This is a genomic window from Rhodococcus sp. MTM3W5.2 (assembly GCF_001984015.1).
GTDB lineage: Bacteria > Actinomycetota > Actinomycetes > Mycobacteriales > Mycobacteriaceae > Rhodococcus_G > Rhodococcus_G oryzae.
On record NZ_CP019572.1, the window covers coordinates 5,055,389 to 5,062,500 of the forward strand.

The 7,112-nt window shown below is 61.5% G+C and carries 1 protein-coding gene, 2 rRNA genes and 1 pseudogene; 2 read left to right on the top strand and 2 right to left on the bottom strand.

Going from position 1 to position 7,112, the window contains the following annotated elements; translation table 11 throughout:
• Positions 1–120 precede the first annotated feature (120 nt).
• Together kstR and otsB are read left to right on the top strand one after the other, a co-directional pair.
• Positions 121–783: a cholesterol catabolism transcriptional regulator KstR gene (gene kstR / locus BTZ20_RS23015; RefSeq protein WP_077042941.1), complete on the top strand. Its 663-nt coding sequence runs from the start codon at positions 121–123 to the stop codon at positions 781–783.
• Positions 784–797: 14 nt separating this feature from the next.
• A pseudogene (otsB, locus tag BTZ20_RS23020) lies at positions 798–3,337 on the top strand (trehalose-phosphatase).
• Between the two features lie 249 nt (positions 3,338–3,586).
• Here the strand turns inward: otsB and rrf are convergent.
• Together rrf and BTZ20_RS23030 are read right to left on the bottom strand one after the other, a co-directional pair.
• A 5S ribosomal RNA gene (rrf, locus tag BTZ20_RS23025) occupies positions 3,587–3,703 on the bottom strand.
• 129 nt (positions 3,704–3,832) lie between these two features.
• Positions 3,833–6,958, bottom strand: a 23S ribosomal RNA gene (locus BTZ20_RS23030).
• Positions 6,959–7,112 lie beyond the last annotated feature (154 nt).

Below are 7,112 nucleotides of genomic sequence, written 5' to 3' on the forward strand. Positions count from 1 at the left end.
CAACCTTTCATTACTGACAAATTTGTCTAGAACGTGTTCTAATATGTGGGCCGGGCAAGAGTCAAGACCTGGCACGAACTGCACGAACTCAACTACTCGCCGATATCAAGGAATCTGTGGATGACCTCCTCATCTCGAACCCGTTCCGCGGCTAAGACCGCCTCGACCAACGGGGCCGTCTCGACGCTGACCGACGAGGATCTCAGTTCCAACGCGCAGCGCGAGCGTCGCAAGCGGATCCTCGATGCCACCCTGGCCCTCGCGTCCAAGGGCGGGTACGAGGCCGTGCAGATGCGCGCCGTCGCCGAGCGAGCCGATGTCGCGGTGGGAACCCTGTACCGGTACTTCCCGTCGAAGGTCCACCTCCTGGTGTCCTCGCTCGCCCGCGAGTTCGAGAAGATCGACTCCCGCAAGAAGTTGCCGCCCGGCGACACCCCGATCGAGCGCATGCACCTGATCCTCGGCCAGATCACCCGGGCGATGCAGCGCGATCCGCTGCTCACCGAGGCCATGACCCGTGCCTTCATGTTCGCCGACGCCTCCGCGGCCGCCGAGGTCGATCAGGTCGGCAAGCTGATGGACTCGCTGTTCGCCCGCGCGATGAGCGACGGCGATCCGAGCGAGGAGCAGCTCGCGATCGCTCGCGTCATCTCCGATGTGTGGCTCTCGAACCTCGTCGCATGGCTCACCCGTCGCTCCTCCGCGACGGACGTCGCCAAGCGCCTGGAACTGACCGTCGAACTCCTTCTCGGCGGCGGTTACAAGGATCCGGGCGTCGCGTAAGTAGACTTTGCGCAGTGAGTGCGCAAGACCTACCCGTCGAGCTTCGCAGGCGTCTCGTATCAGTCGCGAGAACGCCTCGGCTCCTCGTGGCGTCGGACTATGACGGCACGATGGCGCCCATCGTCTCCGACCCCGCGAAAGCCTTCCCGCACGCCGAGTCCGTGCGGGCCCTCCGAGCGTTGGCGAGCCTGCCCGCCACCACATCGGCGGTGATCTCGGGCCGTGCGCTCCGGGACCTGGCGATGCTGTCCCGACTACCGGTCGAGGTGCAGTTGGTCGGCAGCCACGGCTCCGAGTTCGACGTCGGCTTCGTGCGCGAGATCGACGACGACGCCAAGCGATTGCTTCGGGAGGTCTCCGAGGAGTTGCAGGCCGTCGCCGCCGCGGGCCCCGGCGTCACCGTCGAGATCAAGCCGGCCAGCGCCGCCCTGCACGTGCGCAATGCCGCTCCCGAGATCGCCGAGGCGGCGCTGTCGCGCGTGCGGGGTGGTGCCGCCACCTGGAACGGCGTACAGGTCACCGAGGGCAAGGCCGTGATCGAACTCGCGGTGATCACCACCGACAAGGGCGAGGCACTCGACATCCTGCGGCACCGCGAGGGTGCCTCCGCCACCGTGTTCTTCGGCGACGACATCACCGACGAGAAGGCGTTCAGCCGACTCCAGGGACCGGATCTCGGCGTCAAGGTGGGCCCCGGCGAATCGCTCGCCGAGTTCCGGGTGTCGAGCACCGAGGACGTCTCCGCCGCGCTGGCGTTCCTGCTCGAGGAGCGGCGCACCTGGCTCCACGGCGAAAGCGCCACCCCGATCGAGCGTCTCAGCATGCTGGCGAACCCAAGGACGGTCGCGCTGCTGACCCCCGACGCCACCCTGACCTGGCTCTGCCACCCGGAGCCCGATTCCGCCGCGGTGTTCGCGCACCTGCTCGGCGGTGTCGGCGCAGGCCACTTCACAGTCGGCCCCTGAGGGAGGCGCTGCCGCTGAGCCAGCGATATGTCGACGGCACCATGACCGTCGAGACCCGTTGGGCGAGCCTGCAGGTCACCGACTACCTGCCCCACGACGTCGAGCAGGGCCGCACCGACCTCACCCGCGTGATCACGGGTCAGGCCAAGGCCGTGGTGACCTTCGCGCCGCGTCCCGAGTTCGGACAGGTGCAGGTGCACCTCGAGCAGGAGGCCGACGGCCTGCGGGTGTACGGAACCAGCGATCCGCTCGTACTGCGCTCCCCCGGCGTCGAATGGGAGATCACCAGCGACGGTGTCCAGCAGAGCGCGCGTGCCGTCGTCGACCCCGCACAGGGACCGATCGTCCTCGAACTGCGCTGCGGTACCACGGAACTCGGACCGACCTCCGTGCCGGAGTCGGAGCGCAGGTCGCTGGCCGAGTCGTACTGGAGCGACTGGGCCGACAGCCTGACCCTGCCCGCCCGCAAGCGCGGGCTGATGAAGCGCTCCGCCCTGACACTGCGGGGGCTCGTGCACGCCGACTCGGGATCGATCCTGGCCGCAGCCACCACCTCGCTGCCCGAGGAGATCGGTGGGGTCCGCAACTGGGACTACCGCTACTGCTGGCTCCGGGACGCGTCGCTGACCGCGTCCGCGCTCGTCTCGCTCGGCTCGCTGGGCGAGGCCGAGAACTTCCTGGAGTGGGTGCACGGGGTGCTCGAGACGCTGCCCGGTCCCGAGCGCCTGCATCCGCTGTACACGATCTACGGTGCCAACCTGCCGCCCGAGGCGGTGCTCGACTCCCTGCCCGGATACTCGGGTTCACGGCCGGTCCGAGTCGGCAACGCCGCGAACTCGCAGGTGCAGCTCGATGTCTTCGGTCCCATCGTCGACCTGATCTCGCACCTCGCCGAGGCCCGCGAGAAGGCAGGCCTGACCGATGTTCTCACCGATGCCGATTGGAACCTGGTGCAGGCCATGGTCTCCGCGGTCGAGCGACGCTGGGACGAACCGGACAACGGCATCTGGGAGATCCGTGGGAACCCGCGCCACCACGTGTACTCGAAGGTCATGTGCTGGGTCACCGTCGACAGAGCCCTGACACTGGCCGAGCGTTTCGGCCGACAGTCCGAACCCGGATGGACGTCACTGCGGGCCGAGATCGCCGACGAGGTCAAGGATCGCGGTTGGAGCGATCGTGCGCTCTCGTACACCGCCGCCTATGACGGCACCGACCTGGACGCGGCGACGCTGCACATCGGGCTCTCCGGGCTCATCGACCCGACCGATCCGCGGTTCATCGCAACGGTCCGGGCCACCGAGGCGGAGCTGCGGAGCGGCTCGACCGTGTACCGGTACCACCACGACGACGGCCTGCCCGGCGGCGAGGGTGGATTCCACCTGTGCGCGGCCTGGTTGATCGAGGCCTACCTGCTGATCGGGGAACGATCGGACGCCGAGGCCCTGTTCGCGCAATTGGTCGATGCGGCCGGCCCCACCGGCCTGCTCGCCGAGGAGTACGACCCGGTGGCCGAGCGGTCGCTCGGCAATCACCCGCAGGCGTACAGCCATCTCGGCCTGCTGCGCTGCGCGCACCTGCTGAGCTGATCCCGCAGTACTGAGACACCCGGCCGTCGACTCGACGGCCGGGTTTTCTCGTCGAGTGTGCAGTTGGGGGCCGCCTCCCTGCACGAAATGCTTGGGGGACGGGGTATCGCCCGAGTAGATCTGCGGGTCGGTGCACACTCGATCGGGCCGCGGTGGTGTGGCTGGTGTATGTGTTCGTGCCCTGGATATGCGAAATGCCTCGCATCGCAGTCTCTTTCAAGACTGTGATGCGAGGCATTCGCAATTTATGTTCGGCGGTGTCCTACTCTCCCACACCCTGTCGAGTGCAGTACCATCGGCGCTGGAGGGCTTAGCTTCCGGGTTCGGAATGGGGCCGGGCGTTTCCCCTCCGCTATGGCCGCCGTAACTCTGTGAAATTTTCACACGGAACACGGTCACAATCCAAATCGATGTGATCATCGATGGAATCGTTTCCGGTTCTTGAAACAAATCGTGTGTTGTTTCAGATACCGCACAGTGGACGCGTAGCTTCTTTGTGGTAAGTCCTCGGCCTATTAGTACCAGTCACCTGCACACGTTACCGTGCTTCCAGTTCTGGCCTATCAACCCGGTGGTCTGCCGGGGCCTTACCCCCTCAAGGGGTGAGAAACCTCATCTTGGAACAGGCTTCCCGCTTAGATGCTTTCAGCGGTTATCCCTTCCGAACGTAGCTAACCAGCGGTGCTCCTGGTGGAACAACTGGCACACCAGAGGTTCGTCCGTCCCGGTCCTCTCGTACTAGGGACAGCCTTCCTCAAGTTTCTAACGCGCGCGGCGGATAGAGACCGAACTGTCTCACGACGTTCTAAACCCAGCTCGCGTGCCGCTTTAATGGGCGAACAGCCCAACCCTTGGGACCTACTCCAGCCCCAGGATGCGACGAGCCGACATCGAGGTGCCAAACCATCCCGTCGATATGGACTCTTGGGGAAGATCAGCCTGTTATCCCCGGGGTACCTTTTATCCGTTGAGCGACACCGCTTCCACTTGCCGGTGCCGGATCACTAGTCCCGACTTTCGTCCCTGCTCGACCTGTCAGTCTCACAGTCAAGCTCCCTTGTGCACTTGCACTCAACACCTGATTGCCAACCAGGCTGAGGGAACCTTTGGGCGCCTCCGTTACATTTTGGGAGGCAACCGCCCCAGTTAAACTACCCACCAGGCACTGTCCCTGAACCAGATCATGGTCCGAGGTTAGATGTCCAATACGATCAGAGTGGTATTTCAACAATGACTCCACGAACACTGGCGTGCCCGCTTCACAGTCTCCCACCTATCCTACACAAACCGAACCGAACACCAATACCAAGCTATAGTGAAGGTCCGGGGTCTTTTCGTCCTGCCGCGCGTAACGAGCATCTTTACTCGTAATGCAATTTCGCCGAGTCTATGGTTGAGACAGCTGAGAAGTCGTTACGCCATTCGTGCAGGTCGGAACTTACCCGACAAGGAATTTCGCTACCTTAGGATGGTTATAGTTACCACCGCCGTTTACTGGGGCTTAAATTCTCAGCTTCGCTCCGAAAAGCTAACCGGTCCTCTTAACCTTCCAGCACCGGGCAGGCGTCAGTCCGTATACATCGTCTTACGACTTCGCACGGACCTGTGTTTTAGTAAACAGTCGCTTCTCACTGGTCTCTGCGGCCCCACCCAGCTCACGGAGTAAATCCGATCACCAGACGAGGCCCCCTTCTCCCGAAGTTACGGGGGCATTTTGCCGAGTTCCTTAACCATAGTTATCTCGATCGCCTTAGTATTCTCTACCTGACCACCTGTGTCGGTTTGGGGTACGGGCCGTGTAAAAGCTCGCTAGAGGCTTTTCTCGGCAGCATAGGATCACTGAATTCGCCTCAATCGGCTATGCATCACGTCTCAGGATATGTGTGGCACGGATTTGCCTATGCCACTCCCTACACGCTTACACCAGTATTACCACTGACTGGCTCAGCTACCTTCCTGCGTCACCCCATCGCTTGGCTACTACCAGATCAGGTCCCGCGCATCCCCGACCATGATCCCGAAGGAACATTGGCCGGCTTCAGGGCGGTTAGTATCACTGATTCACCATGGGCGCGTTTACACGGGTACGGGAATATCAACCCGTTGTCCATCGACTACGCCTGTCGGCCTCGCCTTAGGTCCCGACTCACCCTGGGCGGATTAACCTGGCCCAGGAACCCTTGGTCATTCGGCGGAAGAGTTTCTCACTCTTCTTTCGCTACTCATGCCTGCATTCTCACTCGTGCAGCCTCCACGCCTGGATCACTCCGACGCTTCCATGGCTGCACGACGCTCCCCTACCCATCCATACCACTGCCCAAGTCCCCGCAGGAACAAGGAGGTGTATTGCATGAATGCCGCAGCTTCGGTGGTGTACTTGAGCCCCGCTACATTGTCGGCGCAGGATCACTTGACCAGTGAGCTATTACGCACTCTTTCAAGGGTGGCTGCTTCTAAGCCAACCTCCTGGTTGTCTTCGCGACCCCACATCCTTTTCCACTTAGTACACGCTTAGGGACCTTAGCTGGCGATCTGGGCTGTTTCCCTCTCGACTACGAACCTTATCGCCCGCAGTCTCACTGCCGCGCTCTCACTCACCGGCATTCGGAGTTTGGCTGATTTCGGTAAGCTTGTGGGCCCCCTAGACCATCCAGTAGCTCTACCTCCGGTGAGAAACACGCGACGCTGCACCTAAATGCATTTCGGGGAGAACCAGCTATCACGGAGTTTGATTGGCCTTTCACCCCTACCCACAGCTCATCCCCTCAGTTTTCAACCTAAGTGGGTTCGGGCCTCCACGACGTCTTACCGTCGCTTCACCCTGGCCATGGGTAGATCACTCCGCTTCGGGTCTAGAGCATGCGACTGGACCGCCCTATTCGGACTCGCTTTCGCTACGGCTGCCCCTCACGGGTTAACCTCGCCACATGCCACTAACTCGCAGGCTCATTCTTCAAAAGGCACGCCATCACCCCCACAGCAAGCTGTGCAAAGGCTTTGACGGATTGTAAGCGCACGGTTTCAGGTACTATTTCACTCCCCTCCCGGGGTACTTTTCACCTTTCCCTCACGGTACTAGTCCGCTATCGGTCACCAGGGAGTATTCAGGCTTATCGGGTGGTCCCGACAGATTCACAGCAGATTTCACGGGCCCGCTGCTACTTGGGAACCATTCACGAGAGCCGGGAAGTTTTCGTCTACGGGATTCTCACCCTCTACGACAGGCCGTTCCAGACCACTTCGACTAACAACCCGGTTTCTTACTCTCGCCCACCACGGCAGTGATGAGAAGAAAGGCCCCACAACCCCACGCACACAACGCCTGCCGGCTATCACATGTACATGGTTTAGCCTCTTCCGCTTTCGCTCGCCACTACTCACGGAATCACTATTGTTTTCTCTTCCTGTGGGTACTGAGATGTTTCACTTCCCCACGTTCCCTCCACACGCCCTATATATTCAGGCGCGGGTAACCACACATCACTGTGGCTGGGTTTCCCCATTCGGAGACCCTCGGATCTCAGCTCGTTTGACAGCTCCCCGAGGCTTATCGCAGCCTACTACGTCCTTCATCGGCTCCTGGTGCCAAGGCATCCACCGTACGCTCTTAATTACTTACAACAAAGATGCTCGCGTCCACTGTGCAGTTCTCAAACAACACACAACCAGAAAACCATCATGCAGACACCAGCCAAAGGATGTTCCCACCCCTCACGGTATGACCTGCGGTCTCCCACTTGTAAGTTCTTGCCTAGAAAGAAACACTCGCGTGTTC

Bases quoted from the DNA above. Each gene is read 5' to 3' on its own strand.
- kstR (WP_077042941.1), top strand. From the start codon at position 121: ATGACCTCCTCATCTCGAACCCGTTCCGCGGCTAAGACCGCCTCGACC.